This window comes from Streptococcus mitis (genome assembly GCF_000722755.1).
Lineage (GTDB): Bacteria > Bacillota > Bacilli > Lactobacillales > Streptococcaceae > Streptococcus > Streptococcus mitis_CM.
Window position 1 is genome coordinate 626,309 of record NZ_JPFY01000013.1, and the last position, 17,554, is coordinate 643,862.

The 17,554-nt window shown below is 36.6% G+C and carries 15 protein-coding genes and 1 pseudogene; 1 reads left to right on the forward strand and 15 read right to left on the reverse strand.

From position 1 onward, the window contains the following. Positions 1-196 precede the first annotated feature (196 nt). The 9 genes from SK578_RS06285 to eno all read right to left on the reverse strand — a co-directional run bounded on the left by SK578_RS06285 (position 197) and on the right by eno (position 9,222). Positions 197-1,288, reverse strand: coding sequence for a hypothetical protein (locus SK578_RS06285; RefSeq protein WP_235228651.1), 1,092 nt, complete (start codon positions 1,286-1,288; stop codon positions 197-199). A 2-nt stretch (positions 1,289-1,290) separates the two neighbouring features. Further along, positions 1,291-1,935, reverse strand: coding sequence for a YiiX/YebB-like N1pC/P60 family cysteine hydrolase (locus SK578_RS06290; protein WP_042751211.1), 645 nt, complete (start codon positions 1,933-1,935; stop codon positions 1,291-1,293). Between the two features lie 218 nt (positions 1,936-2,153). Continuing rightward, a complete protein-coding gene (gene pynA, locus SK578_RS06295) occupies positions 2,154-2,846 on the reverse strand; it encodes a pyrimidine 5'-nucleotidase PynA (RefSeq protein WP_042751212.1) in 693 nt (230 codons plus the stop codon). 34 nt (positions 2,847-2,880) lie between these two features. After that, entirely contained in the window at positions 2,881-3,495 is a 615-nt protein-coding gene (locus SK578_RS06300) for a hypothetical protein (protein ID WP_020901386.1), read from the reverse strand. Positions 3,496-3,663: 168 nt separating this feature from the next. Continuing rightward, positions 3,664-4,827, reverse strand: a complete 1,164-nt coding sequence (locus tag SK578_RS06305) for an AAA family ATPase (protein WP_020901387.1) — start codon at positions 4,825-4,827, stop codon at positions 3,664-3,666. Further along, entirely contained in the window at positions 4,824-6,032 is a 1,209-nt protein-coding gene (locus tag SK578_RS06310; RefSeq protein WP_042751213.1) for a hypothetical protein, read from the reverse strand. Before SK578_RS06310 ends, SK578_RS06305 begins: the two co-directional genes overlap by 4 nt. Before the next feature lie 615 nt (positions 6,033-6,647). Next, complete coding sequence (locus tag SK578_RS06315) at positions 6,648-7,190, reverse strand: ClbS/DfsB family four-helix bundle protein (protein WP_042751214.1); 543 nt, start codon at positions 7,188-7,190, stop codon at positions 6,648-6,650. 56 nt (positions 7,191-7,246) lie between these two features. Next, entirely contained in the window at positions 7,247-7,741 is a 495-nt protein-coding gene (locus SK578_RS06320; RefSeq protein ID WP_000031481.1) for a YkgJ family cysteine cluster protein, read from the reverse strand. A 176-nt stretch (positions 7,742-7,917) separates the two neighbouring features. Beyond that, positions 7,918-9,222, reverse strand: coding sequence for a surface-displayed alpha-enolase (eno, locus tag SK578_RS06325; protein ID WP_042751215.1), 1,305 nt, complete (start codon positions 9,220-9,222; stop codon positions 7,918-7,920). Positions 9,223-9,385: 163 nt separating this feature from the next. On the opposite strand from eno, the gene SK578_RS06330 reads away from it, so the two are divergent. Further along, positions 9,386-9,832, forward strand: coding sequence for a YueI family protein (locus SK578_RS06330; RefSeq protein WP_042751216.1), 447 nt, complete (start codon positions 9,386-9,388; stop codon positions 9,830-9,832). Here SK578_RS06330 and SK578_RS06335 read toward each other — a convergent pair. From SK578_RS06335 to glgB, 6 genes and pseudogenes are all read right to left on the reverse strand, one after another. Next, positions 9,829-10,944, reverse strand: a pseudogene (locus SK578_RS06335) (glycerate kinase). The gene SK578_RS06330 and the pseudogene SK578_RS06335 overlap by 4 nt on opposite strands. Before the next feature lie 8 nt (positions 10,945-10,952). Next, positions 10,953-11,597 carry a phosphoserine phosphatase SerB gene (gene serB, locus SK578_RS06340; protein ID WP_042751218.1) on the reverse strand — a complete coding sequence of 215 codons (645 nt, stop codon included), beginning with the start codon at positions 11,595-11,597 and terminating at the stop codon, positions 10,953-10,955. A gap of 58 nt (positions 11,598-11,655) precedes the next feature. After that, complete coding sequence (gene glgA, locus SK578_RS06345; RefSeq protein ID WP_042751219.1) at positions 11,656-13,089, reverse strand: glycogen synthase GlgA; 1,434 nt, start codon at positions 13,087-13,089, stop codon at positions 11,656-11,658. Next, on the reverse strand, positions 13,086-14,225 hold the full coding sequence (gene glgD / locus SK578_RS06350) for a glucose-1-phosphate adenylyltransferase subunit GlgD (protein WP_042751220.1): 1,140 nt from the start codon (positions 14,223-14,225) through the stop codon (positions 13,086-13,088). Before glgD ends, glgA begins: the two co-directional genes overlap by 4 nt. Further along, a complete protein-coding gene (locus SK578_RS06355) occupies positions 14,215-15,357 on the reverse strand; it encodes a glucose-1-phosphate adenylyltransferase (RefSeq protein WP_020902830.1) in 1,143 nt (380 codons plus the stop codon). The genes glgD and SK578_RS06355 overlap by 11 nt, the downstream gene beginning before the upstream one ends. Further along, positions 15,347-17,275 (reverse strand): 1,4-alpha-glucan branching protein GlgB, encoded by a 1,929-nt coding sequence (gene glgB, locus SK578_RS06360; protein WP_042751221.1) that lies wholly within the window; start codon positions 17,273-17,275, stop codon positions 15,347-15,349. The genes SK578_RS06355 and glgB overlap by 11 nt, the downstream gene beginning before the upstream one ends. Positions 17,276-17,554 lie beyond the last annotated feature (279 nt).

Genomic DNA, 17,554 nt, shown 5'->3' on the forward strand with positions numbered 1-17,554 from the left:
TTCGAGAAATTTTGTAAAAAATTTATAATAGAAGGCGTTTATTCATTACCTTATTGACGCTTGACTTAAACTCATCACTTGTTTTTTGTTTATAATAATCAACTCTTATAGAAGCCACGCTACAGCAAATCGACGAATCAGAAAGATAGCCAATAAATTTTAAAATACTATCATTATGCTTTTCAACATCAATAAACTATCTAACAATTAAATAATGTGCATCTTTTATCTTATAATTTTCTAGATTAATTACCGTTTGATTTTTATTAGCAATATTATATTTAACAAGAGAATCATTGAATAAAAAATAATAGAAGTTATCTTTAAATGTAAAATAAGGTGAAGTGTAATTTTCTGTACTAAAACCTTCCAGATGAATAATATCTTTTTCTAAATTATCTAAATTGACAGTAGTAAAGGAGAATTCGCCATTATTCAAACCATCATTCTCTATAATCAATTGATTATTTTTTAAATCATAGTGAATATTAGTTGGATACTTATCAGGAATATCGATATAATTCTTGTTTTGACTTTTTAAATCAAAAACCAATAATTTATTTCCTGACTGATATTCCCCATTAGAATTACGCCCACTAAGTGCTTCCACAATATACAAGACATCATCTACATTAACCATTCTCATATATGCAGATGGTTCGTCTAGATTATATTTTTCGACGATGTTGAATTCTTTATCCATTTTCCAAATTTCTGTATTAGGAACATGAGTTGATAAATCCAGTGTGCTTACAAGTAAGTATAAATAATTATCTACAATAACAAACTGTTGACTGGCATTTAGTTGATCATCATTTTTCACGGTAACATTAGTGACAACATCTAAATTATTATCATATTTATAAAATTCAATTCTATCTGTAAAGACAGCAGTTGCATATAAATAATCTCCATCAGTTATGGATGCATATGCATCATTCCCTTCTGCTACTTTAAATTTTTCACTTAAATTTTCCTTATTAATTCTAGATACATATCTTTTCAGATTTGGTGTATCTTTTGTTTTTGCAGTTGAATAAGATCCTGCTTCCGAAAAACTTTCTGCCCAATAGATGTATTTTTCTTTTCTAGCTATATTTCCATTGAACTCATTTAAATCATAATCATTAAATACAGCTATTTTATCGCTAGTCCAGATAGCCATTTTAAAATTATCTACTGAATTTTCCTTATTTAACTGACAGGCACTTAAACAAATAAGGTAGAAACAAGCACTTATTGCAATCAACAAAAGGCCCAAAGCTATCATTCTTTTTTTCAATTTCATACTCATTTATTCCTATATATCAATACTGTTTCACTCGATTTAAGTAGCTCAAACGGATGGATAGCATAACCCCAATCCCAAGTACCAATATCTACTCCTGTTACATCTTTATATCCTGCCCAAACTAACTGAGAACAATAAAATTTATTTCTAGTATTAATATTGAAAAATTCATGGTTGTAAGGTTTTCCGATTTGTCTAGCAGCCCAATATGCAACATTTTGATCATCTTGAATACTTGTTTTTTTAACACCTATTTGATAAACAGTACTACCGCTAAAACGATTTGTCCAATTCCCATATACAACTTGAACCCCTGTGCCTGGATTAGATTCAATCGTTGCATAATAGTAAGGGTCAGCTGCTACAATTCCAGCATGCCCATTATTAAAAAGAGGAGTTATCGCATATGAATCACTTATGCAAATAACACCATCTCTCCAGGTCCATCCTCCATGTGCAGCTCTATCCATTGTTTTCCAGTCACCTATGGGAGTTTCAGAATTTATATCTTCTAAAACAGATTTTTCCCAAACTCTCATTTCATTTTTATCTATAGATTCCTCCATAGCATATACATATTCGTTAAAACCACATAATGACAAAAAAATGACACCAATACTTAATTTTTTAGTTAATTTACTCATATTCTTTCTCCTAAATAAACCACAACTATTGGAATTAATATTCATAAATAACTCAACTGCACATGACAATCTCCTTCTTTCTGTTTATATTTTTATCTATATACAATTATAACTGAATAAATAAAATCTGTCAAATATATATAAAGCGTTTTCAAAAAAAGCCTTGTAATCTAAATTTCCATAATTTCAATACCACTCTACACTTTATTTTGACATGTTTAAAGTAGTTCCAAGCAATCCAACAAGTCTTGGTAAGAATGGACTTTGTAAGTCGGCTGGACTTGTGTGTGATTTTCGAGGTGATGAGGGTTGTACCAGATAGTGTCAATCCCAGCATTATTGCCACCTTGGATGTCTGCGGTTAGAGAATCTCCAATCATCAGCGTCTTTTCTTTACTAAATCCAGCAATCTGTTGACCGATTTTTTCATAAAAGAGAGCATCAGGCTTTTGTGTTTGCAACTGTTCAGAGATATAGACTTGATTGAAATATGGTGCCAGACCCGATTGAGCCAAACGTCCTGTCTGAATGGCAGTAATCCCATTTGTCGCAGCATATAAGTCATAATCACGCTCGATGAGGCTATCTAAAAGTTCATGAGCACCTGAAAAAGCTTGCCCCTGTTGGGATAGGTAAAACTGGTAACGTTGGGCTAGAAAACTACCGTCTTTTTCCTGTCCAAAATGACCAAATAAACGAGAAAAGCGCGTGTTAACCAGCTCTTGTTTACTAATTTTCTTTTGCTCCAAGTCCTTCCAGAGAGCCTTGTTCATGGGAACGTAATAGTCTTTATAGGCTTGAATATCCTCAACTCCTTCTTCTTTTAGAAGTTGCGTCAAAGCCACATCCTCAGCAGCATCAAAATCAAGAAGAGTGTGGTCAAGGTCGAAAAGTAGAAATTTGTAGGACAATTTGGTGTTTTCCTTTCTGAGTGAGAAAAAGTCGCTAATATTTATTTGGGAAATATTCTTTTCCCAACTGCCATAAATACTGATCAATCTCTTTAAGATTAAATTCGTCTAATCCGTAGTATTCTCTAAAAGCAATAATTATATTTTTAAATTTTTGATAATCTTTTAGATCTGCATTCTTAAATTTAGAAAATTTATCTGTTTTTCTAAAGTATTTCAATACCTTTTCTACATAGCTATCATAAATAGGGTATTCTTTAGGATTATGATGGGAACAGTATTTGGTAGAAAAAGAATAGAACTTTCTAGTTACTCCATTGATAGTGACATTCTGAATTTCATTGACTAAAGTTACATCACCTTGTCTCAATCTCTCGTCAATTTTAAGACTCAGAATATGCTCTGCAACTGGATAAACTGAAAAAATATTTGTACTATAAAAATCATTCAACGTAGCAACCTTTAATAAGATGTCAGAAATTTCTTCGTTACTTGGTAACAGCTCAAAAAATAATTTATCTAAAGCATCTTCTTGCAACTTATAATTTTTAAGATTTTTCCACGTTTTCAAGTATTTTTCTACTTCACTGGCTGACGGTTTAGAAATAACAATATCTGATTTCTGTTTTCTATTGTAGTTTATTTGCATATCTATCTCACTCCAAGTAGTTATTCAAAAAATTTGATAGATTAATTATACCCTAACAGCCTAGACAGCAGTACAAATTAACGCAAATTTATAAACAAACGCAAACAATTGCGGTTTCTACCGTGATTGTTATTTTAATTCATCTAGAAAGGTAGGATATCAATTTTATCAATATTTTTTTCTGAAATCTTCCGCAATTGCATCTTGAACAAGGCGTTTTATATGACGAAGATTATTTTCTTCTGAAAAACTCAGAATTTTTTTCATTAATTCGTCGCTAATTTCATAGGTAGTATTTTTGATAGAATTTAACTTATCCACCAGACTATCTGCTTGTTCTTGGATGAATAAGCGTTTTTCATCCAAGTTAGGAATCTGAAAATCGCTAAGTAAATCAAACCGAGACCTTAGGGAAGCTGGAATATATTGCAGATAGTGCTGAGAAGTCATATTGGAAGTAAAGACAATAGTATAACCATTTAGATTATGAGCGATGCCACGCCTATCTGTAAATTTACCGTCTTCTAGTAGTTCATAAAAAAAATTAAACACGGCTGGTGTCGCCTTTTCAAATTCATCAATCAAAATAATTTTAGATTTGGATGAATTAATTTTTCTAATCAGTTCGCCACCCTCATCGCTTCCAACGTATCCGAGCGGAGAACCTATTAAACTATTCAACACCCCTTCTGTCGAGTAATTTCCAAAATTAATTTTGGTAAGCTCTTCATCTGGATAGAGTGACTTTGATAAAATCTTAGCAAATTCTGTTTTACCTATTCCAGATTCACCAATCAGAAACACGGAAAAAATCTTCCGGACTCCTATTCTTTCGAGAAGTATAAAGTTTTCATACTTCTGTATAAAATCTTCCTTAAATAAATCATGACCAATTAGGTTGCTAGCAACCTCCTGTATTTTATTGCTAAACTCAGTATCACTACTATCTTTCGTTTCGTCGTCAGAATTAAAATTTTGAACTTCTGGATTAGCAAAATTTTTGTTTATCTCTTCATCTTCAAATAGAAGTGGCAACTCTTTCAGTACACTTTCGTATTTTAACTTATTTAGCCAAAAAATAAAGGAGTTAGACACTCTACTTAGCGAAAAGAAAACTCGACCTATATACTGACTATTGTAGGCGTTTAAATTCATCAAGGCTGATAAATCTATGACCAATCCATCTACAGCATCAATCTCCTCGCATATATCTTCTATTTCACTCAAATTAGTGAAATCGTAAGATAGAATACGAGTGATATCAATCCTTTTACTTTCCAAGAAATGTTCTTTTAAATCATCTATTCTTGTAACATCATATAAATAAATCACGACTCACTCTCCACATTGATTTTTTGAACAACAGCAATCACATCTATCAAATGATATGTTCCATTTAACTTTTCATAGTTGAAATCTATTTCGAATTCCGACCCAGATTCATCGCTCTTTTCAGATGATGAGGATTTTGGGATAATATCTTTTACATTGTTCGTCACGTTATTTTTCTTGGTTTGCTTACTCATAAACTCTAAAAATTTTGTTGACATGGTATCAACTTCAGAAAAATTAATCTTACCTCTATCTATTCCGACTAAGTTAAGTTTTCCAAGTTGAAAATCACTATGTCTATACCCATTCTCAAAACCTTCAACTTCTCCATAGGGGAAACGAATCAAGAATTTTTCATTACCTTGTTTGAAACTATAATCAATCGTGTAGTCAGTCAAGAAAGTAGAAAGTAGGTTTGACATATTTAACTCAATTCCCTCCGTACTGGGATTGTCCAACTTGCTAGCCTGTAACACTTGCAATATAAGTGGAATATCTTGTGCATTTACGGGATTAAGAGTTACACTGTCAAATTTTATTAAATCTCCTTGCTCTATGTTCTCAGCTTGAAAATTTTTGGACATTTCATAGACTTTTCTAAAAATCGTAGATTTAGTGCTTTTAACTTCGAAACTTTCACTAATTTTACTTTCCGTAGTTAATTCGTTGCTATTTCCATATCCTGAATACAAACCATTTCTCGTTCCAATTTCAAAAAAGTTTTTGTGACTTGTTGTACTGCTATTTTCCTTCTGAATAGTTGTCTTGACAGTATCATCAATTAAGGTAGCAATTTCATAAGACTTAGCCGAATTGAGATATACTAAGTTGAAATAGTCTATGTTTGACTGAGAATTATCTGCTGCTGTATTAATTTTATTGATAGAGTCTATCCGCCAACTCCCAGAAATCAATATTGCACTAGCCATTAGTAATACATTTAAGTCGATATTGGCTATAGTAATTAGATAATCCAACGCGGGCTGGAGCAGTACATATAATATAGTTACAAATAGAAATTCATCCTTCTTTTTATTTCTTAAAAAGTAAAAGGACAATATTGTCACTACAGCAATAATCATCTTATGTCCAGAATACGGTTGTAATATATTAATTTTAAACAACCAACAAATGATTGTATATGCAACCAATGTATAGCTAATTATTCTACGATAATTTACACCTAGGAAAAAATTTTTTACCACTAAACACCTCTAGCTTTCTTAATCTTATATTTATAAATCATTACAAAAATAGCAGAAATAATTTTTTATAATTCGATTATACCACAAGCCCAGAGATCAGTTTTTAAAAAAAATATACTTATACCTCGATCAATATAACATCCTGAGATGTGTTCTATATTTGTATTGAGCTAAATTCCTTAAAATCAGCAACACTCTTCCAATCAACAAGTCGATTTTTTAAAAGAAAGAAACAAAAGCAAAAGGCTAGGACTGCTGTAAGCTCCCCCAAACAGAGGGATACCAACTCTTTTCTAACTTTCTCTTTTTGTATTTTCATCATCACACCCATCAATCTATCATCCTAAATCAGAAAAAACCATTCGAACCAGTTTATCATCAACATTTCTCAGAATTAAGGCATTCTAAGAATCGAATAGTTCATTCTGCTTCAATATCAATGCAATTCTAAACTTAGAATTACATTAAAATAAATGTTTTGGCACTCTTCTAAGCCATTGATTACCTTAAATTTTAGTTTTTGAAGGATTCTAAAGCTAGAAGAACTCAAAAATGAAGATAACTAAGCTATTCGAAGCTTAGAAGAACCTTTTCTAAAATCCATACCCACTTTAACTAGCGAGGCTTACAATTCTTCTGATGTGATTTGAGTTTTTTCAGAGCCCAATCATAGTGACTGGAGGTGCTACTGACAAAGTAGGAACCTAGACTTGTCCCACCTGTCCACTTATAGACACCTTTGGTAAAGAGTTCGTCATTGCTAAAAACTTCTATCAACTCTAAAACCTTCCTATGTGATTGTTCTAGGAGTCTAGTCGCTTCTTCTAAGGAGGTTTTCTGGTGCTTCTTCCAAAAAGCGACATTCATTTCTCCATAAGTTTTCCAATTATAAGGTTCAGGGAGAAAAAGTCTTTCGAGACCTTCTTGATTAGAATGTACCCAAGTCAAAAGTAACTGCTGCCATTCATAAAGATGAATCAGGACATCTCTTAGATTCATATCCCTTTTCCAGTGAGCTTCTTTTTTCTTTGGGTCTCTTGATAAATCAAATGGAGTCTGTAGCTCATCTTCACTTAGTTGGGAGATGAAACGATTAAGCTTTTCATAGTTTTCCTTAGAGGCCAGTACTAGCTCCTCTTTTGTTTTAGGTCTTGGCATAGAGTTCTCCCTTCATATCTCTAGTTATTATTAGAGATTTTTTATCCTTTAAATCTCTATAACTTATCCTTTAATTTCTCAACAAAGAGATAGGCTGCTGGACAGGTCAAAGTATTCTTAATCGTCAAATGGTTGATTTGATGGATCTTTTTCCTGTCTGTATGAGGAAATTCACGACAGGCCTTTGGACGAACGTCATAGATGGAACAGAGATTATCTCCTCCTAAAAAGGGACAAGGCATGGATTTAAAAACCTTATCACCATCTTCATCTACCTGCAGAAACTCCGCTTCAAAAGCAGGTAATTTCATCTTAAAGTACTTAGCAATACGAGTGATGTCTGCTTCCTTGAAGTCGGGTCCCAATGTCTTGCAACAGTTGGCACAGGCAGTGCAATCAATCTCCTCAAAAACTTCTTGGTGAATCTGCTGGGCTATCTTGTCTAGATTTTTAGGAGGTTTTTTCTTTAAATTGGCTAAAACTTTTCGATGCTCCTTCTGCTTTTGTAAGGCTAGCTGGTGGTAGTACTCAATATCAATTTCTTTAGACATGATTTCTTTCTAATTCACGTATTTTTGTCTATTATACCATAAATACTGCCCCTTTTTTGCCCCCTAAATACAAAAATAGCCCTTCGGATAAAATCCGAGGGGCTAGAAACGTTATTAAATCAACGGCCGAACTTTTGAATTTCAAGGTTCGGGATAAAATAGTTCACTGAACTATTTTATTTTTTAAGGTTGTAGAATGATTTCAATCCACGGTATTCTGCTACTTCACCAAGTTGGTCTTCGATGCGAAGCAATTGGTTGTATTTAGCGATACGGTCTGTACGTGAAAGTGAACCAGTCTTGATTTGTCCTGCGTTAGTTGCAACTGCGATGTCAGCGATTGTTGAATCTTCAGTTTCACCTGAACGGTGTGATACAACGGCAGTGTAACCAGCTTCTTTAGCCATTTCGATAGCTTCAAAAGTTTCAGTAAGAGTACCGATTTGGTTAACTTTGATAAGGATTGAGTTAGCAGCACCTTCTTGGATACCACGTGCAAGGTAGTCAGTGTTTGTTACGAAGAAGTCGTCACCAACAAGTTGTACTTTCTTACCAAGACGTTCAGTAAGAGCTTTCCAACCATCCCAGTCGTTTTCATCCATACCATCTTCGATAGTGATGATTGGGTATTTGTTAACCAATTCTTCAAGGTAGTCGATTTGTTCTGCAGATGTACGAACAGCAGCGCCTTCACCTTCAAATTTAGTGTAGTCGTAAACTTTATGTTCTTTATCGTAGAATTCTGATGAAGCACAGTCAAATCCGATAAATACGTCTTTACCCGGAACGTATCCAGCAGCTTCAATCGCAGCAAGGATAGTTTCAACACCGTCTTCAGTTCCTTCGAAACGAGGAGCGAATCCACCTTCGTCACCTACGGCAGTTTCCAAACCACGTGATTTAAGGATTTTCTTAAGAGCGTGGAAGATTTCAGCACCGTAACGAAGAGCTTCTTTAAATGTTGGTGCACCAACTGGCAAGATCATGAACTCTTGGAAAGCAATTGGAGCGTCAGAGTGAGAACCACCGTTGATGATGTTCATCATTGGAGTTGGAAGAACTTTAGTGTTGAATCCACCAAGGTAGCTGTAAAGTGGGATTTCAAGGTAGTCAGCAGCAGCACGAGCTACAGCGATAGACACACCAAGGATTGCGTTAGCACCTAATTTACCTTTGTTAGGAGTACCGTCAAGTGCGATCATAGCACGGTCGATAGCTTGTTGGTCACGTACATCGTAGCCGATGATAGCTTCAGCAATGATGTTGTTTACGTTGTCAACAGCTTTTTGTGTACCAAGACCACCGTAACGAGATTTGTCACCGTCGCGAAGTTCAACTGCTTCGTGTTCACCAGTAGAAGCTCCTGATGGAACCATACCACGTCCGAAAGCACCTGATTCAGTGTAAACTTCTACTTCAAGTGTTGGGTTACCGCGTGAGTCTAGGACTTCGCGAGCGTAAACATCAGTAATAATTGACATTTTTTACTCTCCTTATGAGTTAAATTTTTTACACCTCTATAATACCTTAAAACCCCTCCTTTTTCAAGAAAAAACGTTATCTTTGTGCAAATTTTCCTTAACTTTATAAAGTAATCGCTTTCTTTTGTCTGTTTTATTCTAACTTTTATGATATACTGTTTTCATGACAGATTTATCAAAACAATTACTTGAAAAAGCTCATGGTGGGCCAAAATTAAATCCGGATGAGCAAAGACGCTATCTTGGCACTTTTGAGGAAAGAGTTCTTGGATATGCAGATATTGACACAGCAAATAGCCCTCAGTTAGAAAAAGGTTTTTTATCTATTTTAGAAAACCTTCAGGAAAAAGCAGAGCCACTATTTGTGAAGATTTCACCAAATATCGAATTTGACAAACAAGTTTTCTACTTAAAAGAAGCTAAAGAAACTGATAGTCAAGCTACCATTGTATCTGATGAGCATACTTCTTCTCCTTTTGGCCTGATTATTCATAGCAATGCACCAGTACAAGTAGAAGAAAAGGACCTTCGACTTGCTTTTGCAAAACTTTGGGAAGATAAAAAGGAAGAACCAGCCAAAACATCCATCTGGAAGAAATGGTTTGGCTAAATCTTGTGCATATTTAATAAATGCCCTATATTGGCAGCCGTGTGCTCCAAATAGAGACTGGCATTTTTAAAACTATCTTCTAAAGGTTCACTTTTCTCCAAAATTGAAAAAGCCGCTTGGATATTCTCAAATGGTAGGGAAGGTAAATCCTCAGCAAGACTACCACAAATAGCAATGACAGGAACTCCGACAGGGGTTCTTTTTGCAACACCAATAGGCGCTTTACCTACTAAACTTTGACGATCTAGCCTTCCTTCTCCAACAATAACCAAGTCAGCATCTGCAACTTTCTTATCAAAGTCAATCAAGTCTAGGCAGGTATCAATTCCAGACACGATACTTGCCTGAGCAAAGGCACACAAACCACCAGCAAGGCCTCCACCAGCCCCTGCTCCTTTAATTTCTAATGTTGAAGGTGAGAATTTTTCATAAAAATCTTGGATTGCCTGATCTACGGCCTCAAACATAGTAGGTTGTAAACCTTTTTGTTTTCCAAAAGTGTAAGTCGCACCTTGATATCCACATAAGGGACTCACGACATCTGCTAAAATACGAATTTGAACATCTTCTGGAATTTCATAGCGATTTTCTATTGAAACAGAAGCTAATTTTAGTAAGGATTGACCGCATGCAGGCAAGACATTTCCATCCCTATCATAAAATCGATAACCTAAATCAGCAGCGATCCCAAGTCCTCCGTCATTACTGGCCGTACCACCAACTCCGATATAGATATCTTTAATCCCTTTAACAATGAGATGACGAATCAATTCTCCAATACCACAAGTTTGGATTTGAAGTGGATCTCGTTTCTCTAGCGAAATCTTTCCAAGGCCAACCAAGTCGGCAACTTCAAATAGTGCCAGTTGATCTTTTTGAAAATAGCGCATGGCTTCTTTTTGTCCAAAAGGTCCTGTCACTTTGATCCATTTTTCTTCAAGGTCAAGAGAATGTCGAATGGAATCTACTGTACCTTCTCCCCCATCACCAACAGGGCAGAGGAGACATTCTACATCTGGTATCGATTATTGGAAGCCTCTTTTTATTGCTTCAGCTACCTGTTGAGCTGTCAAGCTTTCCTTAAATGAATCTGGTGCAATTACAATCTTCATATTTTACCTCATTCTAACCAGTCAATCAAAGGAAGAACTTCTAAAAAATCCCTCTTATCAACATGATTCGGTATTTCTTTTTTGAGCACTTCTTTGGCACAAAAGGCGATTCCTAGTCCTGCTGACATCAACATTAATAGATCATTGGCCCCATCACCGATTGCAATCGTTCTTTCTTTAGGAAGTTTCAGTTTCTCTCTCCATTTTTCCAGAGTCTCTTTTTTTACCTGGGGACTGATAATTTGTCCAATCAATTTTCCAGTTAAAAGACCGTCTTTGACTTCAAGTTGGTTGGCAGAGAAATAGGCAATTCCTAAAGATCTTGCTAGTCTCTCAACTATTGGTGTAAAGCCACCAGACAGTAAACCAACTAGAATGCCATTCTTTTGGAGAATGGAAATGAATTCTTGGGCATTTGGCGTTAGTTGAATAGTGTTGAAGACTTTATCAAAAATCGAAACAGGAAGACCTTCCAGCAAGGACACTCTTTTTCTTAAACTGCTTTCAAAGTCTAACTCTCCTCGCATTGCCCGACTTGTAATCAGCGAAATTTCCTCCTCACGACCTGCCTCTCTTCCCAAAAGATCAATCACTTCTTCTAGGATTAAGGTTCCATCAACATCCATAACACACAAGCCTTTTACTTGAGACATCAGTTCTCCTCTCTAAACAGCCCAAAAATCGTATGAAGTCATCATACGATTTTATCTATTAATTAACTAAACTATGGTACAAGTCAAGGTATGACCTGCAGGCTGTATCCCATGAGAAATCACACTCCATAGCTTGTTTTTGTAGATTTCTCCAAACATCAGGATGGTTTCTATACAAGTCCAAAGCTGTTTGGAAAGTCCAATTTAACCAGTAAGGAGATAGATTGTCAAAGCTAAAGCCAGTACCGCTTCCTTCGATTGGATTGAAAGCGCGAACTGTATCTCGCAAGCCTCCAACTTCATGGACCAATGGCAAGGTTCCGTAACGCATAGCCATCATTTGAGACAAGCCACACGGTTCAAAACGACTCGGCATGAGGAAGAGGTCGCAAGCAGCGTAGATTTCTTGAGCAAGTTTGACATCAAAAGTGATATTTGCTGATAGCTTGTCTGGGTAAATCTGAGCAAACCATGAGAAAGCTCCTTCAAATGCTGGGTCTCCAGTTCCCAAAAGAACAATCTGAACATCATTTTGCAAGATATGGTGCAGACTTTCCACCACTACATCAAAACCTTTTTGACGTGTCAAACGAGAAACAATTCCCACCAGAGGAACGTCAGCTCTAACTGGCAAGCCTACTCTCTCTTGCAATTTTGCCTTATTCTGGGCTTTACCAGACAAATCTTCCTGATTAAAATGATAGTCTAATAGGGCATCCGTCTGAGGATTATAAAGGTCAGCATCAATCCCATTCACGATCCCAGATACCTTACCAGACTCCATTCGAAGAATTTGATCCAAGTTACATCCGAATTGACTGGTCATAATTTCATGAGCATAACTAGGTGAAACAGTTGACACACGATCCGCATAGAGAATACCTGCCTTCATCCAGTTCAGACAGTTATTCCAGCGAAGGGTGCCATCAGCGTATCGTTCAAAGCCAACTCCAAACAAATCACCCAACATTCCTTCTGAAAATTGTCCTTGGAATTCTAAATTATGAATAGTTAAAACAGTTTTTATTCCTTGATAGGCTTGAGTCCAACGGTATTTTTCCTTCAACAAGAAAGGAATCATAGCTGTATGGTAGTCATGAACATGGAGAAGATCAGGAATAAAGTCAATCCTTTCCATAGCCTCAATGGCAGCCAGTTGGAAAAAGGCAAAGCGTTCTCCGTCATCAAAATCACCGTAAACATGACCACGGAAGAAATAATATTGATTGTCAATAAAGTAGAAGGTTACACCATTTAATACTGTTTTCTTAATTCCACAATACTGTCTGCGCCAACCAACACTCACCTCAAAATGAAGAACATCTTCAATCTGATTTCCAAATTTAGCCTCTACCATGTCATAGTAGGGTAAAATTACTGCAACTTCATGCCCAGCTTTTACCAGTGATTTAGGAAGAGCGCCAATGACGTCTCCCAAACCACCTGTTTTTGAAAAGGGTGCACCCTCAGCTGCTACAAATAAAATTTTCATGAATGAATATCCTCTGTTACTTTGCTACCTTTCTTAACGACGACTGGATGTTCTGCAGTTCCACGGATCACAACTCCATCCGCAACTTCAACACCCTTGTCCAAGATAGCGTATTCTACCTGAGCACCTTCTCCAATAACAACACGAGGGAATAAGATGCTATCTTTAATCAAGCTATCCTTATGGACATGAATATTACGTGATAAAACAGAATTAGCCACTTGACCTTCAATAATACTACCAGAGGCAAACTGAGAAGTGCTTACCTTAGATGTATTAGCATAATAAGTTGGCTCTTCGTTTTTGACCTTTGTATAAATCTTTTGGTTTGGAGTAAAGAGAGAGTAGAATTTTTGGGATTCAAGCATATCTTTATTAGCTTGGTAATAAGACTCTACAGAATGAATATTTGCTAGATAACCTGTGTACTCGTAGGCAAAAGCCCCTTCTTTTGCAGCTAAATCTCGTAAAACATAGCGCAATTTCTCTGGATGTTCTTTCTTTGCTTCTTCTTCCAAGCGTTCAATTAACCACGGTGTATCGACGACAAAGATATCTGTGGACATATTGTAAACTTCATCTGTTGACTTGCTATCAAAGAGTTTATGAGAACGAACATGGTCTGTTTCATCCACTTCCAAGATTGCATTTACTTCTGAAATATCTTTTTTAGGTAGTTTTTTATAAACTACAGTGATAGGCCCCTTATTTGCACTGTGTAGGTGGAATACTTGGTTCAGATCAATATTAATCAAAACATCACAGTTAAGTGATACTGTTTGGTTTGAGCCAGAACGTTTCAAATAAGTAAGAAGCTGTTGGTAGTATTCTTTTCCAACTGTACTACTTTCCACACGGGTATTGTAAATACCTAGATAGTAGTGGCTAAGAAGAGTTGACAAGCCCCACTCACGACCAGAACGGATATGGTCAAAGACTGAACTGATATTGTCTTGTTGGAAAATACCAAAAATACTACGGACACCAGCATTAGCAAGACTTGAGAGCGGGAAGTCGATCAAACGATATTTACCACCAAATGGCAAACTAGCTACTGGACGGTGGTCCGTCAGTGTTGACATATCATGAAAACCAACTGTGTTTCCTAAAATGGCAGAATATTTATCAATCTTCATCTGTTGCTACCCCCACTACTTCATCATATCCTACAACCTGTACTTCTTCTGTTCCATCAATTTCGACACCATCAGAAATAACTGCACCTTCACCAATAATGGCACGTTTGATTTTAGCTCCCTGACCAACAATTGCACCACTCATGATAACTGAATCTACTACTTCTGCCCCTTCGCGAACTTGCGCACCTGTTGAGAGGATAGAATGTTTAACAGTTCCATCTACGAAACAGCCATCGACGACCAAGGAATCTTCCACATGAGCATTTGCCCCAAGGAAGTTTGGTGGTGAAATTAAGTTTCTTGAGTAAATCTTCCATTGACGGTTACGGCTATCCAAGGCATTTTCTGGTGAAATATATTCCATGTTAGCTTCCCAAAGCGATTCAATCGTACCAACATCTTTCCAGTAACCATTAAATTCATAGGCATAGACACTTTCACCTGACTCAAGGTAATTTGGAATGACATTCTTACCAAAGTCTGACATATCGACATTGCTCTTTTCAGCAGCAACGAGCATATTACGCAGACGTTGCCAATCAAAGATATAGATTCCCATAGAAGCTTTGGTAGATTTAGGTTGAGCTGGTTTTTCTTCAAATTCAACAATGCGGTTATTGGCATCTGTGTTCATGATACCAAAACGGCTAGCTTCTTTCAGAGGAACATCAAGAACTGCTACTGTCAAACTAGCATTATTATCCTTGTGAGACTGGAGCATATCATCATAGTCCATTTTGTAGATGTGGTCCCCAGACAGAATCAAGACATACTCAGGATTAACACTATCGATATAGTCGATATTTTGGTAAATAGCGTGGCTAGTCCCCTCAAACCAACGATTTCCTTCACTTGCAGAATAAGGTTGAAGAATAGAGACACCAGAATTGATACCATCTAGTCCCCAGCTTGAACCATTCCCGATATGATTGTTGAGAGCAAGCGGTTGGTACTGTGTAATGACTCCAACATTGTTGATGCCTGAGTTGGCACAGTTTGAAAGAGCAAAGTCAATGATACGGTAGCGCCCACCAAATTGCACAGCTGGTTTTGCAATGCTTTGAGTGAGTTTACCGAGACGAGTTCCTTGCCCACCAGCAAGAATCAAAGCTAACATTTCATTCTTCATTTTCTACTCCTTTTTGGTTTTTACTTGTGACGGTTTTAGTAGGTTTCAAGCGACGTTTGATTTTCCAAACACTTGCTCCCATAGCCGGTAGGGTAAAGGTCAAGGTCTGCTCATAATCTTTCCAAAGTCCTTCTTGTGTTTGCACAGTTTGATTGTGTTCTTTCCAAACGCCTCCCCACTCTTCTAACTCAGTATTCCAGACTTCTTCGTAAATCCCTGCAACAGGAAGTCCGATTGTAAAATCTTTTCGTTCAACAGGTGCCATATTAAAGATACAGACTAACATATCATCCTTCTTACCCTTACGGATGAAGGAAAGAACACTCTGGTCTCGATTATCCGCATCGATGATTTCAATACCATCATAGCTGGTATCAATTTCCCACAGACAGCGGTGGTCTTTATAAAACTGGTTTAGCTGAGAAGTGAAATACTTCATCTTAGCATTCATTGGATCTTCTAGATTAGACCATTCCAACTGTTCTTCAGATTTCCATTCTAGGAATTGCCCATATTCACTACCCATGAAGAGTAATTTCTTACCAGGGTGACAAATTTGGTAAGTGTAGAGATTACGCAAGCCTGCGAATTGATTATAACGATCTCCCCACATCTTGTGCATCATACTCTTCTTGCCATGAACCACTTCATCGTGCGAGAATGGTAGGAGATAATTCTCCTTGAAGACATACATAAAGCTAAAAGTCACCAGGTTAAAGTCATATTTACGATAAATCGGATCTTCTTCGTAGAATCGGAGGATATCATTCATCCAACCCATATTCCATTTGTAGTCGAAGCCAAGGCCATCTGAATCCTTGGTGTCAGTAATCTGAGTAGCTGATGAACTTTCCTCAGCTATCATCATAACATCTGGATGAGCTTGTTTAATGACATCATTCAAACGTTTTAAGAAATAATATCCCTCGTAGTTGAGATTGCCCCCATCTTTATTAGGCGTCCATGGAGCATCGTCGTAGTCAAGATAGAGCATGTTGCTCACTGCATCCACACGAATACCATCTAGATGGTAAAAGTCAATCCACAACATAATACTAGAAATCAAGAAAGACTGGACTTCATTCTTTCCAAGGTCAAAATTGAGTGCTCCCCAACCATAGTTATGAGCCTTATTATGGTCTTGGTATTCAAAAGTCGGTGTTCCATCATAATAGGCCAAGGCATCATCATTGATAGTAAAGTGACCAGGTACCCAGTCTACAATAACGCCTATATTGTTTAAGTGACATGCCTCAACAAAATCTTGAAACTCTTCAGGACGACCATAGGCATGCTCTAAAGCGAAGTAACCCATAAGCTGATAACCCCAACTCAAACCGAGTGGGTGAGACATCAAAGGCATAAACTCAATGTGAGTATAGTTCATCTCAACCAAGTAAGGAATAAGTTCATCTTTCAATTGAGCAAAACTATAGGGGCTGCCATCAGGATTTCTCTTCCAAGAGCCAGCATGAGCCTCGTAAATATTGACAGGACGCTCTTCAAAGCTCAAGCGTTTTCTACGGGCTAGCCAGAGACCATCCTTCCATTTCTTTTCTGGAATATCTGTTAAAATAGCACCAGTCCCAGGTCGTGCCTCATACCGTACAGCCAAAGGGTCAATCTTCATCAGCTGATGACCATTTGCACGTGTGATATGGTACTTATAAATTTGGCCTTCTTGAGCAAGACTGGTAAAGACTTCCCAGACTCCAAATTCATTCCGTTCCATCAGAATTTGATTTTCAACCCAATTAGTGAAATCCCCTACCAAGTGAACAACCTGAGCATTAGGCGCCCACACACGAAAAGTATAGCCATACTCTCCATTTTTTTCTTCCCTATGAGCTCCCAGATAGTGCTGGAGGTGAAAATTTTCACCTGTCATAAAGGTTTTTAAAGCTTTTTTCTTATCCATACACCCTCCTATTTCTGTAAGCGTTTTCTATAGATTTATTATACTACCTTTTTAGGGAAGATTCAAGTAAATTACGGAATTTGCAAAAAAATCTTTTGAAAGTCTTCAACAAATTCACTGATGTGTTCACTTGTAAATCAAGAAATTTTCAGAAACGCTTTGAAAACGAATTGTTTTTTTATAATACTATCATAAAGTTCGTCATTTAGCTAACAAAAATATAATTTTAAGTAAAAAAATAAATCAGGAAACGAATCTCCTGATTTTATTGTTTTTTTA

Excerpts from the sequence above, each read along its gene's own strand:
- SK578_RS06315 (WP_042751214.1), bottom strand. The coding sequence starts at position 7,190 with ATGCCAAGACCTAAAACAAAAGAGGAGCTAGTACTGGCCTCTAAGGAA.
- SK578_RS06355 (WP_020902830.1), bottom strand. The coding sequence starts at position 15,357 with ATGAAGAATGAAATGTTAGCTTTGATTCTTGCTGGTGGGCAAGGAACT.
- eno (WP_042751215.1), bottom strand. The coding sequence starts at position 9,222 with ATGTCAATTATTACTGATGTTTACGCTCGCGAAGTCCTAGACTCACGC.
- glgA (WP_042751219.1), bottom strand. The coding sequence starts at position 13,089 with ATGAAAATTTTATTTGTAGCAGCTGAGGGTGCACCCTTTTCAAAAACA.
- SK578_RS06300 (WP_020901386.1), bottom strand. The coding sequence starts at position 3,495 with ATGCAAATAAACTACAATAGAAAACAGAAATCAGATATTGTTATTTCT.
- serB (WP_042751218.1), bottom strand. The coding sequence starts at position 11,597 with ATGTCTCAAGTAAAAGGCTTGTGTGTTATGGATGTTGATGGAACCTTA.
- SK578_RS06320 (WP_000031481.1), bottom strand. The coding sequence starts at position 7,741 with ATGTCTAAAGAAATTGATATTGAGTACTACCACCAGCTAGCCTTACAA.
- SK578_RS06290 (WP_042751211.1), bottom strand. The coding sequence starts at position 1,935 with ATGAGTAAATTAACTAAAAAATTAAGTATTGGTGTCATTTTTTTGTCA.
- SK578_RS06330 (WP_042751216.1), top strand. The coding sequence starts at position 9,386 with ATGACAGATTTATCAAAACAATTACTTGAAAAAGCTCATGGTGGGCCA.
- SK578_RS06285 (WP_235228651.1), bottom strand. The coding sequence starts at position 1,288 with ATGAAATTGAAAAAAAGAATGATAGCTTTGGGCCTTTTGTTGATTGCA.
- glgB (WP_042751221.1), bottom strand. The coding sequence starts at position 17,275 with ATGGATAAGAAAAAAGCTTTAAAAACCTTTATGACAGGTGAAAATTTT.
- glgD (WP_042751220.1), bottom strand. The coding sequence starts at position 14,225 with ATGAAGATTGATAAATATTCTGCCATTTTAGGAAACACAGTTGGTTTT.